21 protein-coding genes and 1 riboswitch are annotated in these 19,628 nt (G+C 45.6%); of the genes, 7 read left to right on the plus strand and 14 right to left on the minus strand.

All coding sequences use genetic code 11. The annotated features are described in order from the left end of the window. Nucleotides 1-152: 152 nt before the first annotated feature. The 4 genes from efp to CP943_RS13595 all read right to left on the minus strand — a co-directional run bounded on the left by efp (nucleotide 153) and on the right by CP943_RS13595 (nucleotide 2,872). Complete coding sequence (gene efp, locus CP943_RS13580; protein WP_020452147.1) at nucleotides 153-710, minus strand: elongation factor P; 558 nt, start codon at nucleotides 708-710, stop codon at nucleotides 153-155. 31 nt (nucleotides 711-741) lie between these two features. Next, nucleotides 742-1,803, minus strand: coding sequence for a M24 family metallopeptidase (locus CP943_RS13585; RefSeq protein ID WP_026579316.1), 1,062 nt, complete (start codon nucleotides 1,801-1,803; stop codon nucleotides 742-744). A gap of 15 nt (nucleotides 1,804-1,818) precedes the next feature. Then, nucleotides 1,819-2,256 (minus strand): type II 3-dehydroquinate dehydratase, encoded by a 438-nt coding sequence (gene aroQ / locus CP943_RS13590; protein WP_020452149.1) that lies wholly within the window; start codon nucleotides 2,254-2,256, stop codon nucleotides 1,819-1,821. 79 nt (nucleotides 2,257-2,335) lie between these two features. Further along, nucleotides 2,336-2,872, minus strand: coding sequence for a YqhR family membrane protein (locus CP943_RS13595; RefSeq protein ID WP_020452150.1), 537 nt, complete (start codon nucleotides 2,870-2,872; stop codon nucleotides 2,336-2,338). 251 nt (nucleotides 2,873-3,123) lie between these two features. Here CP943_RS13595 and CP943_RS13600 point away from each other — a divergent pair, with 251 nt between their 5' ends. Next, complete coding sequence (locus tag CP943_RS13600; RefSeq protein ID WP_095291125.1) at nucleotides 3,124-4,077, plus strand: DUF1385 domain-containing protein; 954 nt, start codon at nucleotides 3,124-3,126, stop codon at nucleotides 4,075-4,077. 38 nt (nucleotides 4,078-4,115) lie between these two features. Continuing rightward, complete coding sequence (locus CP943_RS13605; protein ID WP_020452152.1) at nucleotides 4,116-4,502, plus strand: SA1362 family protein; 387 nt, start codon at nucleotides 4,116-4,118, stop codon at nucleotides 4,500-4,502. On the opposite strand, the gene CP943_RS13610 is transcribed toward CP943_RS13605, so the two are convergent. The 3 genes from CP943_RS13610 to CP943_RS13620 form a co-directional block, all read right to left on the minus strand. Continuing rightward, nucleotides 4,499-5,374, minus strand: a complete 876-nt coding sequence (locus CP943_RS13610; protein WP_020452153.1) for a patatin-like phospholipase family protein — start codon at nucleotides 5,372-5,374, stop codon at nucleotides 4,499-4,501. The two genes, CP943_RS13605 and CP943_RS13610, sit on opposite strands and share 4 nt — an antisense overlap. 131 nt (nucleotides 5,375-5,505) lie before the next feature. Then, complete coding sequence (gene mntR, locus CP943_RS13615) at nucleotides 5,506-5,934, minus strand: transcriptional regulator MntR (RefSeq protein WP_020452154.1); 429 nt, start codon at nucleotides 5,932-5,934, stop codon at nucleotides 5,506-5,508. A 91-nt stretch (nucleotides 5,935-6,025) separates the two neighbouring features. Next, nucleotides 6,026-6,862, minus strand: coding sequence for a lipoate--protein ligase family protein (locus CP943_RS13620; RefSeq protein ID WP_105981075.1), 837 nt, complete (start codon nucleotides 6,860-6,862; stop codon nucleotides 6,026-6,028). A gap of 154 nt (nucleotides 6,863-7,016) precedes the next feature. Between CP943_RS13620 and CP943_RS13625 the strand changes: the two genes are divergently transcribed. Then, nucleotides 7,017-7,430: a rhodanese-like domain-containing protein gene (locus CP943_RS13625; protein ID WP_043054396.1), complete on the plus strand. Its 414-nt coding sequence runs from the start codon at nucleotides 7,017-7,019 to the stop codon at nucleotides 7,428-7,430. A 154-nt stretch (nucleotides 7,431-7,584) separates the two neighbouring features. Here the strand turns inward: CP943_RS13625 and CP943_RS13630 are convergent, their stop codons facing one another. The 6 genes from CP943_RS13630 to gcvT form a co-directional block, all read right to left on the minus strand. Beyond that, nucleotides 7,585-8,469, minus strand: a complete 885-nt coding sequence (locus CP943_RS13630) for a glycine betaine ABC transporter substrate-binding protein (RefSeq protein ID WP_023855178.1) — start codon at nucleotides 8,467-8,469, stop codon at nucleotides 7,585-7,587. Continuing rightward, the gene (gene opuAB / locus CP943_RS13635) at nucleotides 8,469-9,323 is read right to left on the minus strand and encodes a glycine/proline betaine ABC transporter permease subunit OpuAB (RefSeq protein ID WP_023855179.1); all 855 of its coding nucleotides are present in this window, start codon (nucleotides 9,321-9,323) and stop codon (nucleotides 8,469-8,471) included. Before opuAB ends, CP943_RS13630 begins: the two co-directional genes overlap by 1 nt. Then, the gene (gene opuAA / locus CP943_RS13640) at nucleotides 9,323-10,579 is read right to left on the minus strand and encodes a glycine/proline betaine ABC transporter ATP-binding protein OpuAA (RefSeq protein ID WP_023855180.1); all 1,257 of its coding nucleotides are present in this window, start codon (nucleotides 10,577-10,579) and stop codon (nucleotides 9,323-9,325) included. Before opuAA ends, opuAB begins: the two co-directional genes overlap by 1 nt. A 359-nt stretch (nucleotides 10,580-10,938) precedes the next feature. Continuing rightward, nucleotides 10,939-12,396 (minus strand): aminomethyl-transferring glycine dehydrogenase subunit GcvPB, encoded by a 1,458-nt coding sequence (gene gcvPB, locus CP943_RS13645; protein ID WP_023855181.1) that lies wholly within the window; start codon nucleotides 12,394-12,396, stop codon nucleotides 10,939-10,941. Beyond that, the gene (gcvPA, locus tag CP943_RS13650) at nucleotides 12,389-13,735 is read right to left on the minus strand and encodes an aminomethyl-transferring glycine dehydrogenase subunit GcvPA (protein ID WP_020452161.1); all 1,347 of its coding nucleotides are present in this window, start codon (nucleotides 13,733-13,735) and stop codon (nucleotides 12,389-12,391) included. Before gcvPA ends, gcvPB begins: the two co-directional genes overlap by 8 nt. A 30-nt stretch (nucleotides 13,736-13,765) precedes the next feature. Beyond that, on the minus strand, nucleotides 13,766-14,860 hold the full coding sequence (gene gcvT, locus CP943_RS13655) for a glycine cleavage system aminomethyltransferase GcvT (RefSeq protein WP_095291099.1): 1,095 nt from the start codon (nucleotides 14,858-14,860) through the stop codon (nucleotides 13,766-13,768). Nucleotides 14,861-15,105: 245 nt separating this feature from the next. Further along, a riboswitch (glycine riboswitch) is annotated at nucleotides 15,106-15,210 on the minus strand. Nucleotides 15,211-15,454: 244 nt separating this feature from the next. Here gcvT and CP943_RS13665 point away from each other — a divergent pair. The 4 genes from CP943_RS13665 (at nucleotide 15,455) to sinR (ending at nucleotide 18,671) form a co-directional block, all read left to right on the plus strand. Beyond that, on the plus strand, nucleotides 15,455-17,134 hold the full coding sequence (locus tag CP943_RS13665; RefSeq protein WP_020452163.1) for a DEAD/DEAH box helicase: 1,680 nt from the start codon (nucleotides 15,455-15,457) through the stop codon (nucleotides 17,132-17,134). Nucleotides 17,135-17,140: 6 nt separating this feature from the next. Then, nucleotides 17,141-17,935, plus strand: coding sequence for a YqhG family protein (locus tag CP943_RS13670; protein ID WP_020452164.1), 795 nt, complete (start codon nucleotides 17,141-17,143; stop codon nucleotides 17,933-17,935). A 190-nt stretch (nucleotides 17,936-18,125) separates the two neighbouring features. After that, entirely contained in the window at nucleotides 18,126-18,302 is a 177-nt protein-coding gene (gene sinI / locus CP943_RS13675; RefSeq protein WP_023855184.1) for an anti-repressor SinI, read from the plus strand. Between the two features lie 33 nt (nucleotides 18,303-18,335). Then, the gene (gene sinR, locus CP943_RS13680) at nucleotides 18,336-18,671 is read left to right on the plus strand and encodes a transcriptional regulator SinR (protein ID WP_023855185.1); all 336 of its coding nucleotides are present in this window, start codon (nucleotides 18,336-18,338) and stop codon (nucleotides 18,669-18,671) included. A 104-nt stretch (nucleotides 18,672-18,775) separates the two neighbouring features. Here the strand turns inward: sinR and tasA are convergent, their stop codons facing one another. Further along, nucleotides 18,776-19,570 carry a biofilm matrix protein TasA gene (gene tasA / locus CP943_RS13685; RefSeq protein ID WP_020452167.1) on the minus strand — a complete coding sequence of 265 codons (795 nt, stop codon included), beginning with the start codon at nucleotides 19,568-19,570 and terminating at the stop codon, nucleotides 18,776-18,778. Nucleotides 19,571-19,628: the final 58 nt, after the last annotated feature.

Consider the following 19,628-nt stretch of genomic DNA (forward strand, 5'->3'; position numbering starts at 1 on the left):
CTCCAGTAACACATCCTCTTTTTTTACAATCTATGCTCCTCATTGAAAAAGTAGTCTTCCGATTTTTCTATTTGGCCTGTGAGAGGTAAAAGATTTCAGACAGCAAAAAAAGAGCCGGCTTCAATGAAGCCGACTCTTTCCCGCTGTTACTCTTATGCTCTTGATACGTAAGATCCGTCAGAAGTATTGACAACAAGCGTATCTCCTTCGTTTACGAAGAACGGCACGTTGACAACAAGGCCTGTTTCTGTTTTTGCCGGTTTTGTTCCGCCTGAGGCTGTGTCGCCTTTAATGCCCGGTTCTGTTTCCACAACTTTCAGTTCAACTGTATTCGGAAGTTCGATTCCGATCGTCTCTGTCTGATACATCATGATGTGGACAGACATATTTTCAAGCAGGAATTTGAGCTCGTGTTCGATTTGCTTCTCGTTCAGCTCAAGCTGCTCGTAAGATGTCGTATCCATAAAAACGTGCTGGTCGCCGTTGGCATACAAGTACTGCATCGTTTTTGTTTCAATTTGGGCGCGTGCCACTTTTTCACCTGCGCGGAATGTTTTTTCCTGAATCGCGCCTGTGCGAAGATTTCTCAGTTTGGAGCGGACAAATGCCGCACCTTTTCCCGGCTTAACGTGCTGGAAGTCAACAACACGCCAGATGCCTCCATCTACTTCAATCGTTAATCCTGTACGAAAATCGTTTACTGAAATCATGATTATCCTCCTATTGCTCCAATCAAACGGATTATAAAATAATTAATTCTTTCGCGGAATGGGTAAGGGATTCGTTTCCTTCCTCTGTCAGGACAATATCATCTTCTATCCTGACCCCGCCTTTTCCCGGTATGTAAATTCCCGGTTCAACCGTTACAACCATGCCTTTTTCAAGCATCTGGTCCGAACGTGCTGAAAGCGCCGGACTTTCATGAACTTCCATGCCGAGGCCGTGGCCTGTTGAATGGCCGAAATACCCGCCGTAGCCTTGTGAAGATATGTAGTCCCTTGTATAAGCGTCAGCCTGTTTCCCGGTGATTCCCGGCTTGATGCTCCGCATGCCGATAGCCTGCGCCTCAAACACGGTTTGATAAATGCGTTTCAGCTCATCATCCGGCTCTCCTACCGCGACCGTACGCGTTATGTCCGAGCAGTAACCTTTATAGTAAGCCCCGAAGTCCAATGTCACAAGGTCGCCTTTCTCAATCGCTTTGCCGCTTGCCACTCCGTGCGGCAGACTTGAGCGTACGCCTGATGCCACGATCATATCGAAGGACGAATGATCCGCTCCCTGGCTCCGCATGTAAAACTCGAGCTCATTGGCGACTTCAATTTCGGTGATGCCGGGCTTTATGACCGTCAGAATATGGCTGAATGCATCATCTGCAATCTTTGCAGCTTCCTTTAATATCTTAATCTCTTCACTAGACTTAATCAAGCGCAACTTTTCCACAGATTGAGAAACAGGAACGAGTTCAGCTGCGCCAAGCTGCTCTTTGTAGGCGGCATACGTTCCGTATGTCATTTTATCCTGTTCAAAACCGATTTTGTTTATCCCCATCTCTTTGATCACTTCGGCGGCCTTTTGAACGATTCCGCCGGCATGCTGAACAATGTCAAAGCCTTTGACTTGATCTTTCGCCTGTTCTGTATAGCGGAAATCTGTAATAAAGACCGCTTGGTCGCCGGAGATGACCGCCAGTCCTGAAGATCCGGTAAATCCGGTGATGTACCGCAGATTAACGCTGCTCGTCACCAAAATCCCGTCAATACCCAAACCGCCGAAAAGCTCTCTCAATTTGTTTAGTTTCATTGTCCACTAGTCCCCCTATTTGTTATTTGCGTTCATAAAATAACAGATGGCCAGCTTATAACCTTCAAAGCCGAGTCCCGTGATCTGGCCTCTTGCAACCGGAGCGATGACCGAGCGGTGCCGGAACTCTTCCCTCGCATGAGGGTTTGAAAGATGGACCTCAATCACCGGTATGCTGATTGCTGCCACCGCATCGCGGATGGCATAGCTGTAATGGGAGAAAGCCCCCGGATTCAGGACGATTCCATCGTATTGTTCCTCTGCCTCATGAAGAGCATCAATCAGGTCCCCTTCGTGGTTTGATTGAAAAAAAGTCAATTCAATCTGAATGCCTTCGGCAAATTGAAAAAGTTTTTGTTCCAAATCAGTTAATGTGTCTGTACCGTATACATCGGGTTCGCGTTTTCCAAGCCGGTTTAAATTCGGTCCGTTCAATATTAAAATATGCGGCAACTCTGCCTCCCCCTTCTCATCACGCAAAAAAATGTCCACTTACAGTGAACATTTTATCATATTGCTTCCTGATCAGGCACTATTCTCTTGTTTCTCCAAGGGCCCGCGTCAACTTTTCAGAATTGAGCTCATTGTATTCAAACGAAATGGAATAGCCGACGAATAAACCGTAAAGCAGGTAAATGCAAAGCGTCGTCACAACCGTTTCCCTCTTTAATTCAGCCACAGTCTGAACATCTGGGAACATCGGATTGAACAGGTAAAACACGACAGCCCACAAAACGGCTCCATATACAATGCCTGCCCACATGCCTTTGACCTGCTTCAAAGTGCCGTAGTAAAGCAGGGCAGCTCCGATGGAAATAACACCGATCAGCAGGATGCTGATAAACGTCCCGAGAAATCCGTTTTTCCAATCGCCGATGACAAAAGGCTGGAGAATCATGTTTGCATTGACTTCGGAGAACTTAAAAAGGTACGCAAGCTCACCGAGTGCACTCCAAAGCACTCCGCCGACAAAGCCAGTCGTGATCACCCTTCCGATGAAAGTCATCGGAGTTTCACGCTTATTTTGCTCAAGCTCTTCCGGCTGTTTTTGATTGTCTTCATTACCCATACAGTCCAGATCACCTCCATTTCCAGTATGTCCAAAAACAGCCTCTCCAACATCAGCTTTCCCGGATTTTTAAGATCCGAGTGTAAAAAGCATGAAAAAGGGTATACTTTAATTAGATTTGGCTTTGTAATAGGTTCGAATTTCTTAAATTTTTGAGCCCGTCAATCTAGAGGTTTCAGCGTTTTTCCTGTACAATAGGTGTAAGGAAATGGTTAATGTACTCATAGATTGATACAGATAGGTTGATGCAAATGTCAAATCAAACAAAACAGCCCGCATACGGAGGGCAGGCTGTCGTCGAAGGCGTTATGTTCGGCGGCAGGCGCCATTATGTAACCGCGATCCGCAGAAAAGACGGAACCCTTGAATTTTTTAAGCTGCCTCGGAAAACCAATCCGGCGCTTGAAAAATTTAAAAAAATTCCTTTTCTCAGAGGGATTATCGCGATTATTGAAGCAAGCGCGAACGGCACCAAGCACTTGAATTTTTCGAGCGAACGCTATGACCTCGATCCTTCTTTAGACGATCAATTGAAAGAAGAGAAGCCGTCCAAGCTGACGATGATTTTTGGCCTCGCCGCAGTCGGCGTCCTGTCTTTTTTGTTCAGCAAGTTTATTTTTACGCTCGTGCCCGTTTTTTTAGCGGAGCTCACCCGTCCGGTCTTTCAGTCGGACGTCGCGCAGATTATGATCGAAAGCTTTTTTAAGCTGCTCCTTCTCTTAAGCTATATTTACGCCATATCATGCACTCCTTTTATTAAAAGAGTTTTTCAATATCACGGAGCAGAACACAAGGTCATAAACTGTTACGAGCAAAATCTGCCGGTCACGGTTGAAAACGTTCAGCGGCAGTCAAGACTGCACTACCGATGCGGAAGCAGCTTTATTTTATTCACCGTCATCGTGGGCATGTTTGTTTACTTGCTCGTTCCTACTGACCCTCTCTGGGTCCGTATTTTGAATAGACTCGCACTGATACCCGTCGTTCTCGGCATTTCATTTGAAGTTCTGCAGCTGACAAACAAACTGAGAGACATCCCCGTATTGAAGGTGCTCGGCTATCCGGGTTTGTGGCTGCAGCTTTTAACAACGAAAGAGCCGTCTGACGATCAGGTGGAAGTCGCCATCGCAAGCTTCAATGAGCTTCTTCATATGGAGACCAAAGCAGAGGACGAACAGAAGGAACCTTCTAATATCGTAATGTAATGCAACGAATTGGTTAATTTTTTGGGAGGTGGACAGTTATGAAGCAACGCGTACATCCTGTCTCAGCTTTAATTATTGCGTTTGGAATTTTTGGGTTTGTCTATTTCGCCGTCACAAGTCCGGGCCGCCTGCTCCAATACTTGGTTGTTTTTGCAGCGGTCGGCGCCATCATTTATTTCGTGATCAGGCGCATTTCCAATCGCGATATGGGCAGTGAAGGAGCCGCTTTTAAGAAAGCAGCCAAGCAATCCAACAAGCGTTTTCAAGATCACAAAAAACGCTCTATAAAAGGCAAGGTTAATCATCTGAGAAGCGTACCGTCTATTAATAAATCGAAGCCGGTATTGGTGAAGAAAAAAAGCCAGACTCAGCTGACAGTGATTGAAGGCAAAAAAAGCAAAAAGAAAAACAGGGCTTTCTTTTAAAACGTCCACTGTTTCAAAAATAATTCTGTTCGTTTTTTTCCTAGCTCGATTAGAGCTAGTTTTTTTTCTGCCGACATCGCGAATTCAGTCGACAGGACTTCCTCAACAGGTAAAAAAATGATGTTGCGCTCATGTTTTGTGGCAATGTGCCTGGCGTCATGCGCCTCTTTCATCGTCTCAAACAGCGCCCCGAACAGTTCGAACGCATTTTTAATCGTTTTCTTCGGCCTCTCTTTTTCATTGGGCATCAGCGTGATCCCCAATACTGGCCGTTTTTTTTCTGTTGTAAACAGCCACATCGGAAAATTGCTCAGAACTCCGCCGTCTACGACAACGCTGATGCCGCTGGAGGACTTGAGCTTCACCGGCTCAAAAAAATAAGGAATGCTGCAGCTCATCCGGACCGCCCTGGCGACGGAAAAACGCCTTGGGTTTAAGCCGTATCTGTTTAAATCGTCAGGCAGCACAAGCATCTTGCCATTCGATAAGTCGGAGGCGATCAACTTCAGTTTTCCCTGTTCAAGATCCCCGAAAACTGAAATGCCTTTCGCTTTCAGCTTTTCGGAAATCCAGTTTTCCAGTTTATCTCCTTTATATAAACCGAGCCGCCAATAAATCGATGCCCATTGCAGCATTTTCAAAGGCAAGAGTGAAAATCTCGGGTCAAGGAGCTCGCTTTCATTTAATTCTTCCATCATTTGACGGATCTCCGCGCTTGTATAACCTGCCGCGATAAACGAGGCAATAATCGAACCGGCGCTCGTTCCGGCCAGCCTTTTAAATCGGAAGCCCCGTTTCTCAAGCGCCTCGTATGCCCCCACAAGTGCAATCCCTTTCATACCGCCGCCTGAAAAAACCCCGTCGATGTACATCGCGATCTCCCTCCCTTAAAAGATGGCTTTACACCATTTTAAGAAACGGACAGAAAAAAAAGACCATGAGACAAAGCGGCAGCTGGAAAAACTGATACGGAAAGAGAAAAGCCGCCGTTACCCGGCGGCTTTTATTGATTTTCCTGTTCGTTTCTTTTTTGGACGCTTCTCAAATCGTCGATTCTTTTGCTGTCGTCTTCAAAATACTGCACAAGATCTCCGACACGGTCAATGCTGTTCCAGCTTAAATGATGCTCGATTCCTTCGACATCATCATAAATTTTCTCTTCGTCAACACCAATGATTCGTAAAAACTGCTCCAATAATTCATGTCTGTATACTAAACGTTTGCCTATTTTCTTCCCTTTAGGCGTCAGCACGAGGCCGCGATACTTTTCATAAATCAAATATTCGTCTTTATCGAGTTTTTGAACCATTTTTGTAACCGAGGAGGGATGGACGGCCAGAGCTTCGGCTATATCTGAGACCCTTGCATATCCTTTTTCTTCAATCAGCATATAAATTTGTTCTATGTAATCTTCCATACTCGGTGTTGTCATCAAATCCCTCCAAATCACACCTATTCAAATCATAACAAGTTTACACTATGTGCATGTAAAAAACAAGCAACGGGATAACGTTTTCACCCGATTACCTTCTATAATTCCATTCATCTGCCGCATACTTCGTTCTGGCGAGACCGGCGACAAATTCCGTTTCCTCTTCTGTCAGTTCATAAGGCTCCAAATGAATGTTAAGCCCCTTTTCGAACCCTTTTTTAAAAGCTTTGCTCGCTTCTTCAATCGTGATTTTTTCTTTTGCGAGCTCATTGATGGCAACCGCTTTTTGTTTGAAGTTTCTCTGCATGCGCTCTCTGAGGCGATCATTTTTGTAAATAAACAAATCAAAGAGCTTGTCCTCATCCAGATCAAGAAGGATCGAACCGTGCTGGAGAATGACTCCTTTCTGCCTCGTCTGGGCGCTTCCTGCGACCTTTCTGCCTTCGACAACGAGCTCATACCACGACGGCGCGTCAAAACAGACGGAAGATCTCGGGTTTTTCAGGCTCTGTTTCTCTTTTTCCGTTCTTGGTATGGCGAAATACGCATCAAGTCCCAGCTCTCTGAAGCCTTCAAGAATACCTTCTGAGATGACGCGGTACGCTTCCGTCACCGTCTTGGGCATTTCCGGGTGTTCTTCAGACACAATAACACTGTAGGTCAGCTCTTGATCATGGAGCACGCCTCTTCCGCCGGTCGGCCTTCTCACAAAGCCTAAACCGTGTTTTTTGACGGCATCCAGATTGATTTCCTTTTCGATATTTTGGAAATAGCCGACTGAAAGCGTTGGCGGATTCCAGCCGTAAAAGCGGATGGTCGGCGGAATCTTATTTTCGCTGTGCCAATAAAGGAGCGCCTCGTCGAGCGCCATATTAAAAGCGGGATCCTGTCGTCCCGAATCGATAAAACGCCATATTTCTTTTTCCATAACCTACCCTCTTTTTCTTTGGTATAAAATAAGTCTACCATTCCCTCTTAAAATTGAAAATAAATTCGGCGAATCAGATGACAGATTTCTGAGGCTTTACTATAATAGTATTTGTCTTAACATATCGTTAAAAATCTCCCGATTATCAGACGGGATGAATTCAAAAAGGAGTCGGATCAGATTGTCTACCAGCAGCATTATCATTCTCTTGATTTGCGCCGCGCTCATCATCTACGCGGTCGTTTCATACATCTATCAGCAGCGCATTATGAAAACCTTGACAGAAGAAGAATTCCGGGCTGGCTATCGCAAAGCGCAACTCATCGATGTGCGCGAGCCGAACGAGTATGAAGGCGGCCACATTTTGGGTGCGAGAAACATTCCGCTTTCACAGCTTAAGCAAAGAAAAAGCGAAATCCGTCCTGACAAACCGGTTTACCTGTACTGCCAAAACAACGTCAGAAGCGGAAGAGCCGCCCAAACGCTCCGCAAACACGGCTGTAAGGAGATTTACAACCTGAAAGGCGGGTTCAAAAAATGGGGCGGAAAAATTAAAACGAAAAATTAATAACCGCAGCTGTCTCCAGTTGCGGCCAACATCCTAAAGCGTCTTTGCGTTTTAGGATTTTTTTTAGCATATCCTGCAGACAATCAAAACAGGCGGAGCAGATGATCCTTCAAATAAAAATAAGCCGGCGAAATGGGTTCGCCGGCTTTGTTCGTTATTTTTTCAAGTCTTCGATTGAATTGACATCTTTCATGTATGTCGGAACGACAAGGCCAATTTTTACGCCTGTCATGCTTGTACCGATATCTTCGTATTTGCCTTTGTATTTTTCAGCATATGTTTTATGCGTTTGCGGCAGCCATGCAGCAAGTGAAGCATCGACGCTTCCATTTGCAATTCCAGTCCACATCGGGCCTGCTTCTACTTGGCTGAGCGTCACGTTGTAGCCTAAGTCTTCAAGAACTTTTGCGATGACATTTGTGCTCGCAATTTCACTGTCCCATGCCACATAGCCGAGCTTAATTTTTTCGCCGTCCGCTTTATCGACGCCTTTTGTCCATTTCTTAACAAGGTCTTGATGTTTTTTAACGAAATCTGCTGCAGCTTCTTCCGCTTTTTTGCCTTCCTGAACGGCAAGCATGACTTCTCCCATATCATCCTCTGTCCAGCTGAATTGGCTGAGCAGCTTGTGTGCGCCCGGATGATCGTCCTTGAATCCTTTGCGCGTAACAGTATGGATTTCTTCGGCATCGCCGTAAGAACCTTTTGGATCTTTCAAATATTTGAGATCGTATTTTGCAAACATCCAATGCGGTGTCCAGCCCGTAATAATGATCGGATCTTTTTTATCGTAAGCTTTTTTCAATGCGGCTGTCATCGCTGAGCTTGAGCCTGATGTTACAGCCCACTTGCTGAGATCGTAGTCCTTGAGCGCCTTGTCCGTTGCATTCATAATGCCCGCTCCAGGATCAATGCCGGTAATTTTATAACTGACTTGATCGCCTACAGACGCGTTTTCATTATTATTGCTGCTTCCGCAGGCAGCCAGACCCAATGTCAGTACTGCTGCAGTGCCGATTCCCGCTATCTTTTTCCACATTATGCATTCCCCCTGCTTTTTTTCAATTTTATATTTTGTGTAACCCGGTCAAGTACGATCGCAATAATAACAATCGCAAGCCCGGTTTCTACACCGGTACCCGTTTGCAGCTGGGTAACAGCCCGGTAAACTTCTTCTCCAAGTCCAGGCGCACCTACCATGGATGCAATAACGACCATTGACAACGCAAGCATGATGCTTTGATTGATACCGGCCAGAATGGTTTTCGTCGCAAGCGGCAGCTGCACTTTAAAGAGCCGCTGGCTTGTCGTTGAACCAAATGCTTCTGTAGCTTCAATCAGATCTTCCGGCACCTGCTGAATTCCTAAGATTGTCATCCGGATTGTCGGAGGCATCGCAAAGATAACGGAAGCGACAACACCCGGCACAACCCCGATATTGAAAAAGAAGATGGCCGGAAGCAAATAAACGAATGCCGGCATCGTCTGCATTAAGTCAAGAATGGGCGTAACGATTCTCCGAACCGTTTTCTTTTGGGAGCCCCAGATTCCGACCGGAATGCCGATAATGACAGAAATCAGAACGGATGTGACGACAAGCGCCAATGTCTGGAGCATGGCGTCCCAATATCCTAAATAATCAATGATAAAAAATCCGATTAAAGTAAACAGCGCAATGCCTCTTTTGCTGATCAGCCAGACGAGCGCGGCAAAGATAACGGTCAAAATAACCGGCGGAACAAAACCCAGGCCTTGGACAATCGCATCAACAAACGATTCCACTCCGCTGGCAATTCCGTTAAATACCCCGCCGAACGACACCGTCAGCCAGTCAACAAACTGATCGATCCAATCGGCTAAAGGAATGCGGGGAAGCGATGATAAAGTAAACATTATCTCACCTCCTGAACAACAGTTTCATGAGCTGGTTCATGATCTGAATGTGCATTAATATACCGGTCATTTCCGGCAAGCGCTCCGATTAACGCGCCTTTGACGATGATCCCTTTCATCCGCTGTTTTTCATCGACGACAGCAATCGGGATGCTGGCATCAGAGACCAATTCAAAAATATCCGTCAGGACCGCATTCTCTTCCACGGTTGTAATGTCTCTCGAGATGACGCTCTCCAGCGTCTGGCTTTTTTCGGCTGCTTTTTTAGCTGTTTCAGCATCAACAGAACCAAGAAGCCTATTGTGTTTGTCAACGGCATAAATCGAGGAAATCCCGAGGTTTTTCATCAGCGTCAGAGCGACGCGCGGCCCTTTGTCTGCGCGTACGGTTTCAGCGCGTTTCATAATATGACCGGCTGTCAGCACTTTAGACAAGTCGACATCTTCAACGAATTTTTCAACATATTCATTTGACGGGTTCATTAAGATCTCTTCCGGCGTACCGATTTGAACGATGTTTCCGTCTTTCATCAATGCGATTCGATCGCCGATTCTCAGCGCTTCATCAAGATCATGGGTAATGAAAATAATCGTTTTGCCTACTGATTCATGCAAATCGAGGAGTTCATCCTGCATATCTTTGCGAATCAGCGGGTCAAGCGCGCTGAACGCTTCGTCCATCAGCAGAATGTCCGGATCATTCGTCAATGCGCGGGCAAGCCCGACGCGCTGCTGCATCCCGCCGCTCAGCTGATCCGGATATTGCTGTTCATATCCTTCAAGACCGACAAGCTTTAATGATTCCATAGCTCTTATCCGGCGTTTACTTTTATCGACTTTTTGCAGTTCCAATCCGTACTCTGTGTTTTCAAGAATCGTTTTGTGCGGAAACAGAGCGAACTTTTGAAAGACCATGCTGATTTTTTTCCGGCGGATTTCCCGAAGCTGGTCTTTGGACATATTTGTTATCATGTCACCATCTATGTACACATGTCCTGCAGTCGGTTCAATCAGCCGGTTTAAAAGCCGCACCAAGGTTGATTTACCGCTCCCTGATAGACCCATGATGACAAATATCTCACCTTCATACACGCTAAAATCCGCTTGGTTCACCCCGACGGTCGCCCCGGTTTCTTTCAGAATTTCTTTTTTGGTTTTGCCATCGGCAAGCAGCTGCGTTGCTTTCTTTGTATTTTTCCCAAAAACTTTAGACACTTTTTCTACTTTTATCTTGATTGGCTTTTCGTCTGAATTCATATTTCTCCTCCCGTATGAAGCAATCTAATATACCGTAACATTTATGTAACATATGAGACAAACGGCATATTCACTGTCATTTTGTATCAAACCTTCATATTCATCGTTGTCACTCTCTACCCTTGTGAATCCTTTTAAATACTCCATAATCCTCTTCTTTTAAGGCAAATTAAACCATTATATTTGATAAAAACATTGAAACTATCACGTTTTACAATGTAATTTTTATTTTTAATTTTAAATTTGATGAATTTACTATTTAATACGAGAGAAATCCTTATCATTCAGTACATAAACCGTTTACATAAAGATGTTTTTTTCACAAAAAAAACCGGCGAAATTGATCCGCCGGCTTCTTATCATTTTTCATAACGCAGCACGGGCTTCCGCGCAGCTTTTGTTTCATCCATGCGTTTCACAACGGTTGAATGCGGTGCTTCCTGAACGACTTCAGGCGTTTCCTCCGCTTCTTTTGCAATCTGGATCATCGTATCGATAAACGCATCGAGCGTTTCTTTAGACTCTGTTTCTGTCGGTTCAATCATGATGCATTCCTCGACATTGAGCGGGAAATAGATAGTCGGCGGATGGAAGCCGAAGTCCAAAAGCCGCTTTGCGATGTCAAGCGTCCTGACTCCCAGCTTTTTCTGGCGCCTTCCCGACAGCACAAATTCGTGCTTACAGTGCCGGTCAAACGGCAGATCGTAGTATGGAGCAAGCTTTCTCATCATATAATTCGCATTTAAAACGGCGTTTTCCGTTACTTCTTTGAGCCCGTCCGGCCCCATTGAACGAATGTACGTATAAGCTCTCACATTGATGCCGAAGTTTCCGTAGTAAGGTTTCACCCTGCCGATCGAATGCGGACGGTCATGGTCAAAGGTATAACGGCCGTCTTTTTTCACCAGCACCGGCTTCGGCAAATACGGAATCAATTCCTTCTTGACGCCGACAGGGCCTGATCCAGGTCCTCCTCCTCCATGCGGTCCTGTAAAGGTTTTGTGAAGGTTCAAATGGACGACGTCAAATCCCATGTCACCCGGCCTTGCTTTGCTGAGAACGGCGTTCAGGTTCGCTCCGTCATAGTACAGCTTTCCTCCGGCTTTATGGACGATTTCAGCCATTTCTAAAATATTTTCTTCAAAAAGGCCGAGCGTATTTGGATTAGTCAGCATTAACGCGGCTGTTTCTTCATCTACGACACGCTTTAAATCTTCAAGATCAACAAGACCGTCGTCATTCGATTTGACGGTGACCGTTTCAAATCCGGCAACAGTCGCAGACGCCGGGTTTGTACCGTGGGCCGAATCAGGTACAATGACCTTCGTCCTTTTATGATCGCCGTTTGCCTCATGGAACGCGCGGATCATCATCAGCCCGGTCCACTCGCCGTGCGCACCCGCAGCCGGCTGAAGGGTGACCTCATCCATCCCCGTGATCTCTTCCAAATGCTCGCTCAAGTCGTACAAGAGCTCTAGCGCACCCTGCACGGTCCGTTCATCCTGGAGCGGATGGATCGCAGAAAGTCCTGGGATTCTCGCGATTTTTTCGTTAATCTTCGGATTGTACTTCATCGTGCATGAACCGAGCGGATAAAAGCCCGAATCCACTCCGTGGTTGCGCCTTGATAAAGCCGTATAATGGCGCATAATATCAAGCTCAGACACTTCGGGGAGATCTGCCGGTTCATCTCTGAGATACGCTTCGTCAAGGACGTCTGTCACATCTGTTTTAGGGACGTCAAGCTCAGGAAGGCTGTAGCCGACCCGCCCTTCTTTTGATACTTCAAAAATAAGCGATTGATCCTGATTATTCATGGCGATCCCCCAATTCATTCATGAGTGTATCGATTTCCTCTCTTGTTCTGAGCTCTGTCACGGCGATCAGCATGTGCTGTTTTAAATCCCGATATGAAGCGCCGAGATCGTAGCCTCCGATAATATTTTTCTCAAGCAGGCGTTCATTCGCTTTTTCGACAGGTTCATTGAGCCTGACGACAAACTCATTGAACATCGGCCCGTCAAACACGACTTCAAGACCGGCCCGTTTAGCTGCTTCTTTTGCGTAAGCCGCTTTTTGCAGGTTCTGCCATGCGATTTCCTTGACGCCTTTTTTGCCGAGCGCCGTCATGGCGACTGATGCGGCAAGCGCATTGAGCGCCTGGTTGGAGCATATATTTGATGTTGCTTTATCCCGTCTGATATGCTGCTCGCGCGCCTGCAAGGTGAGAACGAATCCCCTTTTCCCGTTTTCATCTTCCGTCTGACCGACGAGACGGCCAGGCACTTTTCTCATCAATTTTTTCGTGACGGCAAAGAATCCACAGTGCGGCCCGCCGAAAGCGGCCGGTATTCCGAACGGCTGGGCATCCCCGACAACGATGTCAGCTCCCAGTGCCCCGGGCGGTGTTAAAAGCCCGAGAGCCAGCGGATTGGCGGACACGATGAACATGCTTTTCCCTTTATGGGCGATCGGTTCAATGTCTTTCAGCGGCTCAATTCGCCCGAAAAAGTTAGGGTATTGGACGATCACTGCTGCTGTATCTTCGCAGACGGCTTCATCAAGAGCCGCAAGATCTGTTGTTCCGTTTTTGGCAGGGACTTCTACCACGTCGATGTACTGTCCTTTCGCATACGTTACTAAAACCTCGCGCGATTCGGGATGGACGGTTTCCGAAACGACAATTTTTTTCTTTTTTGTATGTCCTGAAGCAAGCATTGCCGCTTCGGCTAATGCCGTTCCCCCGTCATACATCGACGAGTTGCTGATATCCATGCCCGTCAGCTCGCAAATCATCGTTTGAAATTCAAAGATCGCCTGGAGCTCCCCTTGAGAAATTTCAGGCTGATACGGTGTATAAGCCGTGTAAAATTCCGACCGCGAAATCACGTGGTCCACGATGACGGGCTGGTAATGATCGTATACGCCCGCTCCCAAAAAAGAGGCGTGCATCACTGTATCTTTATTTTTAGCCGCGAGTTTCGTCAGCTCTTTTGTGAGCTCAGTCTCGGACTTTGCCTTTTTAATTTGGTATTCCCCTTTAAATTTGACGCTTTCGGGTATATCGGAGAATAGCTCTTCGATCTTCTCGACTCCAATTGCCTCAAGCATTTCTTTTTTATCCTGATCTGTAGCTGGCAGGTAACGGTGCTTCATCTTCAGTCTCCTTTCACGGCCATGGCAAACTTACGGCTGCCGTTTGTAAAATGGGGTTTTCACGATTTTGGCTTTCAAGCGCTTATTTCTGATTTCCACTTCAACGACGGTGTCGAGGGCGCAGGCTTCTTTTTTCAGCAATGCGAGGCCGACGTTTTTCTTTAAGGTCGGCGACTGTGTGCCGGTTGTCACCTCGCCTGCTTGTTCGCCTTGATAATAGACGGCGTAGCCGTGCCTTGGAATGCCTTTATCGATCATTTCAAGGCCGACGAGCTTTCTGTCCGCTCCATGTTCCTTTTGGCTTGCCAGGACGGCTTTTCCGAAGAAGTTCGAGGCTTTGTTTGTTTTGACGGCGAATCCGATGCCGCCTTCGATCGGTGTAATATCTTTTGAGAGCTCCTGTCCGTACAGCGGCAGCTTCGCTTCAAACCTCAGCGTATCTCTGGCCCCGAGGCCGCACGGCACTAATCCCGAATCCTTGCCCGTTTCAAGAAGCAGCTTCCAAATGTAGGCTGCATCTTCACTCCGGCAGTAAATCTCAAAGCCGTCCTCTCCCGTGTATCCCGTTCTGGACACAAGCGCCTGCACGCTGCCGATCGCCGCATCATCCCTGAACGTAAACGGCTTTAACCCGGCAAGATCGCTATCTGCGACCTGTTTTAAAATCGATTCGGCCTTCGGTCCTTGAAGGGCAAGCAGCGCAACCTCGTCAGACACGTTTTGAACCGAAACGTCTCCTTCTTGGTGCTTGTTCATCCAATCGACGTCCTTGTCGATATTGGCTGCGTTAATGACGAGCATGTAGACATTGGCCGCTTTCTTATAGACGAGGAGATCGTCGATCGTTCCGCCGTCTTCATAGCACATGGCCGTATACTGAGCACCGCCTTCTTTCAGTGTCGAAACATCGTTTGTCAACAGTTTTTGCAAAAACGGAAGGCTGTCTGTTCCTGTGATTTCGACCTCCCCCATGTGTGAGACGTCAAAAAGCCCCGCTTTCGTCCTGACGGCTTCATGCTCCTCTTTAATTGAAGAAAATTGAACAGGCAGTTCCCAGCCGCCAAAATCAATCGTTTTTCCGCCATATTCCTTATAAAGGTCAAATAAAGGCGTTCGTTTAAGCATTCTGCTTCCCCCTTCGCTTTTCAAACTAAAAACAAGTTTGCCAATCATCAGAAAACAAGAAAGATTCCAACATCACCTGGATGGTTCCGCCGCTTTGGACGGCACAAAAAAGGACAGAGAAGCCCCTTTGTCAGTTCTGAGGCTCTCTGTCCTGGCACCTGAAAGTTTACTTTGCATCAAAAGCAAAGATGTCCCCTTTGGTGGTTTGTTAAAACATCATATGATACAAACTCTCTCCAGAGTTGCGTCAAGCAAGAGTTCTTTTGCCTGAGAGATTCACTGTTTCCCCAGCTTGCTCCTTCGGCGCCGCTTTAAGGTTTCCCGCTATCGGTCTCTCCCCTTGCTGTCATTCGCTCATATTCATTTCTTTTCATGGACATACTATATAAAGCTTATGATTTTTTTACTGATGATCTACAAATATCCTACCATCATCACAACAATTGGGCAACAGGAAAAATCATTAACAATTTATTATTTTAAAATAAGAATGTTCGTGTTTTGTTTATTCGTTAGTAAAATCCGTTTTTTTCACGCAATATTTTCTTTTAAAAAAGAACATTTGAATCTCAGAAGAGAAAGGCGGCATTAGTGATGAGACCAGACATTCATTTCGACAACGAGTGGCCGGAACAGTTCAAAAAGCACCTTGATGAAGACGGACCATGGGCGAATTGGGAGCTTTACAAGCTTTCCTGTGAAGTGCAGAAAAGGCTTGCGATTCCGACGTTTGAAGGCTTGCAGGCCCCTTATCACCTCCCAGGATTCACCCCGCTTCCCCATCAGCTCGAAGTCGCCCGGAAGGTAGTCGAGCAGATGAACGGAAAAGCCATCTTGGCGGATGAAGTGGGCCTCGGCAAAACGGTCGAGGCTGGGCTGATATTAAAAGAATACATGATTCGCGGGCTGGCCAAGAAAATCTTAATCCTCGTCCCCGCCTCGCTCGTCTCGCAATGGGTGAAGGAACTGCGGGAAAAGTTTTTAATTCCGGCCGTGGAACAGAAAAAAAGCTATGTCTGGGAGCAGTGCGATGTTGTCGTCTCCTCCCTTGACACGGCAAAGCGGTCGCCGCACAGGGAGACGGTTTTGTCGATCCAGTATGATGTGGTGATTATTGATGAAGCTCACAAACTGAAAAACAATAAAACAAAAAATTACGAGTTTGTCCGCAGCTTAAAGAAAAAATATTGCCTGATGCTGACGGCGACGCCCATCCAAAACAAGATCGACGAAATATTTAATCTCGTTTCCCTGCTAAAACCCGGACACTTGGGAAATGAAAGCAACTTCAACAAAGATTATACAAAACAGATCAATTCAGCTGAAGCGCATGAACGCTTAAAGTCCCTTATCAATAAAGTCATGATCAGAAACAGACGGCATGATACCGGCATCACCTGGACGAAGCGCCATGTCGAAACCGTGCCCATTTCCTTTTCTCCTACAGAACAGGCTTTGTATGACGAGATTAAAAAGCTGAAGACAAGTCATCAGCATTCATCAAGCATGTTCTCAATCATGACATTGGAGCGCGAATGCTGTTCAAGCAGAGAAGCTGTCTATATGACGCTGAAAAACATGCTTGACCGAAAGGATCGCGAAGCGCCGGTGATCTCCGAACCTGTCATCCACCATTTGATCGAAAAGGTCAACGAGGTCGCGCAAAATTCAAAAGCTCTGAAAGTTGTTGAGCTCATTCAAGAACTCGATGACAAAGTCATCATCTTTACTGAATACAGGGCGACGCAGATTTATCTGCAATGGTTCCTCCAGCAGAACGGTATCAGTTCTGTACCGTTCAGAGGCGGATTTAAAAGAGGAAAGAAAGACTGGATGAAAGATTTGTTCAGGGGCAAAGTTCAAGTTCTGATCGCGACTGAAGCAGGCGGCGAAGGGATCAACCTTCAATTTTGCAATAAAATCATCAACTATGACCTTCCGTGGAACCCGATGCGTCTCGAACAAAGGATCGGCCGGATTCACCGGCTCGGCCAGGAACGCGATGTTTACATTTACAACATGGCAACAAAGCATACCGTAGAAGAGCATATTTTAAAACTTCTCTATGAAAAGATCCATTTGTTCGAAAAAGTCGTCGGAGACTTGGATGATATTTTAACAAAAATCGAGGTCGGCAATTTTGAAGACCACCTTCATGACATTCTCTTTTACTCCGCGACAGACGAGGAAATGAAGATTAAAATGGAAAACTTAACCTCTTTCATTTCATACGGAAATGAAGCCGTTTCAAACCAAGAACAGATCGGAGGCTAAAATCAAATGCGTCAGGAAGAAATATACCTGTTTTTAGAACGCTTTTTCATCGCAAACGGCTGCACGATCACCGACAAAAGTTCAGGCCACATGACTGTGCAGCTGACGGTTGAAGTCGATAAACAGATTATGAACAGGCCGTTTTACTGGCACTGGCTCGAAAAGACGGGCGGAGAACCTAATCCGATGAAAATCACGCTGATCACGAATGAAGACGAGGCCCCTTCCGATATCGAAGGTGAGTTTATTCATTTTGGATCACCAAGACTTTTTCAAATTTTCCAGGCCGTGCAAAAAAACGGCAAATTTATTCGCCTTTATGAGAAAATCCGTTCCGATGGAGCCCATATTTCCCTGGAACCGTGGCTCGGCATGAATGTGACGATCTCGTACCAATCCGACATGAAAAAAGATAAGCTTTTGTCTCTCGGCCTTCATTTAATCAGCGGTCAGCTGGTCGAATCGTTTCAAGAACAAATGGAGGCCCGAGATCTCTCTTCACAGATCTCTGACTACTGCTACACGATGTCGCCGTTGATTAAGCCGGAAAGCGGCATTAAACGGCTTGAGCGCTATATCGAACAGGCGGCCAGAAGCGAGCCGCTTGATTGGGCTGAAGCTTCCCTGAAACGCTGGAATAACGACCTGTCACTTTTAAACCAATTTTACGAGGATACTGAAGAAAAACCGGAGGAATACGAAATTGAGAAAAAGGCTCTCCAAACGCTTTACGAGCCTAAAATCGATATTAAAGTTCAAAACGGGGGATTATTTTATTTGCACAAAAAAAATTCAGGATAATTTTTCCGATTCGACAACATTCTTGTTTTTATTCAGTGAGCTGGACTTATAATAGAACTAAAGAGATAGGAGGAACTTTCGTAACGCCATTTGGACAAGCTTGGTAAAGTGTTGAGTCTCGGGGTTTATCTTTGTTTATCACAACACGGTTGTCTGAAATACATAATGAAGTATTTTGGGGGGGAAATGTATGAATAAAGATAAAAATGAGAAAGAAGAATTGGATGAGGAGTGGACAGAACTGATTAAACACGCTCTTGAACAAGGCATTAGTCCAGAGGATATACGTATTTTTCTCAATTTGGGTGAGAAGTCTTCAAAACCTTCCGCATCAATTGAAAGAAGTCATTCAATAAATCCTTTCTGAATGTGCTATAATATCGAAAGGAAGGTGATGACATTGATTGGCCAGCGTATTAAACAATATCGAAAAGAAAAAGGCTACTCACTATCTGAACTAGCTGAAAAGGCTGGGGTAGCGAAGTCTTATTTAAGTTCAATAGAAAGAAACTTGCAAACAAACCCCTCCATTCAATTTCTAGAAAAAGTCTCCGCTGTTCTGGACGTCTCGGTTCATACCCTGCTCAATGAGAAAGATGAAACCGAATACGATGGTCAATTAGATAGTGAATGGGAAAATCTAGTTCGTGACGCTATGGCATCAGGGGTTTCTAAAAAACAATTTCGAGAATTTTTAGATTATCAAAAGTGGAAGAAAAGACAGGAAAAGGAGTAAGGGAAACATATCTTACTCCCTTTGGCATTTTTTACGCTGAATAAGCCGATTCCTCATGAACATAAAAAAACGGATCATACAGATCCGTTTTTTAAATTGCACCATTATTTATCTTCACTGTGTGCTCTTTCGTTCTCTTTTACATAACCTTTTTCATCGGCATGTTTTTTGCCGTCGATTGTCAAGCCGTTCCATTGAGTACCTTCGAATGAGAAGTCAAGCTGCACAGAATCTCCTTGATATTTGTTCTGTACCATTCTGCCGCTGGCGTCTGTTGTTTTGTCATTGACGAACTCAATCACCAATTGAACTTTGTCAAAGTCATATGGATCTTTCGGAATGCCGTCGTATTCAGGCGCCGTTTTTCCGTTGATTGTCGCTACATTGATTTTGCCATTGTCATGCAGGAACTCTGGCTCGATTGCTTTCTTCACTTTTTCGTACGCGGCCTTATCTTTTTTCGCGGACATATTGTACAGATCATAAAGGTTGGCTTCATCTAAAATGATGTTTTTAGGATAGCCGTTTCCGCCTTCAACTCCGACAGTCAGAACGCTGACTTTAAATTGTTTCAGGAAGTCTTCCGCTGTGCTTTTTCCGCCGTTTTTCGCGTTTCCGTCAACGAAATTGCTGTAGCCAACCTGCATCAGCACTTCTTTAATCGCAAGTGATCCGTCATTTTTGAATTCGAAATCTTTAGTGAATTTGTCGCCAGGTTTTAAGTTGGACAAGTTCACTCTTGCAGATGTATCTTTCGCATTCAGGTCAAGTGTACCTGCTGCATAAGTTGCTTGAGTTGTTTCGATGTCGTTAAACGCAGCCCAAGTTCCTCCTCCTACTAATGCCAGTCCAAGCGCAGCAGACGCAACGCCTAATCCGAGTTTTTTCTTTGTACCCATTGATAACTCCTCCTTTTATAATAAGAAAATCTGTATATATGGAGACCTGAATGTTCAG

Source organism: Bacillus paralicheniformis, from assembly GCF_002993925.1.
In the GTDB taxonomy this organism is placed as follows: domain Bacteria; phylum Bacillota; class Bacilli; order Bacillales; family Bacillaceae; genus Bacillus; species Bacillus paralicheniformis.